Annotated in this window: 2 tRNA genes and 1 rRNA gene; all 3 read left to right on the top strand. The window is 41.3% G+C overall.

The features are described 5' to 3' along the window. A 16S ribosomal RNA gene (locus tag H6A61_RS15335) occupies window positions 1-92 on the top strand; the annotation flags it as partial. 76 nt (window positions 93-168) lie between these two features. Beyond that, window positions 169-242: transfer RNA gene (locus H6A61_RS15330), tRNA-Ile, on the top strand. A 176-nt stretch (window positions 243-418) separates the two neighbouring features. Beyond that, window positions 419-492, top strand: a tRNA-Ala gene (locus tag H6A61_RS15325). Window positions 493-641: the final 149 nt, after the last annotated feature.

Genomic DNA, 641 nt, shown 5'->3' with positions numbered 1-641 from the left:
ACCGCAAGGAGCGCCCTAGGGTAACACTGGTAATTGGGGCTAAGTCGTAACAAGGTAGCCGTACCGGAAGGTGCGGCTGGAACACCTCCTTTCTGGAGTGATACCGTAATAAAGATATCAAGAAGGTTTATGCTTCTTGTACTACAGGCAAGTTTGTTTTTATTATATAGTCCTATAGCTCAGTTGGTTAGAGCGCTACACTGATAATGTAGAGGTCGGCAGTTCAACTCTGCCTGGGACTACATCGACGAAAGTCAATGTTTCAGGTAGCAAATCTATCTGAAATAATGTCGACGAAAGTCAATGTTTTCAAACAGCAAAACTGAATGAAAATATAATGAAAAAAAGTTGCTTTTTTATTTGCGAGTTCAAACTAAAACATTTACCTTTGCACCCGCTTTTGAAAAGACAACAGTACGGGGGATTAGCTCAGCTGGCTAGAGCACCTGCTTTGCACGCAGGGGGTCAACGGTTCGAATCCGTTATTCTCCACACAAAAGATCTTTGACATGATGTAACAAGCTGAAAAAGTAAAATTTGGTCAAAACCAAAAGAGCTAAAAGTATATATCATCCGCTCTGTTGAAAAAACAGAGTGTGTACGTGATAATGAAAGTAAATAAGGGCGCATGGCGGATGCCT

The organism is Bacteroides caecigallinarum, from assembly GCF_016901995.1.
Taxonomy (GTDB): domain Bacteria; phylum Bacteroidota; class Bacteroidia; order Bacteroidales; family Bacteroidaceae; genus Phocaeicola; species Phocaeicola cellulolyticus.
The sequence above is the reverse complement of the archived record's forward strand: the minus strand, read 5'-3'. Positions and strand labels throughout refer to the sequence as shown.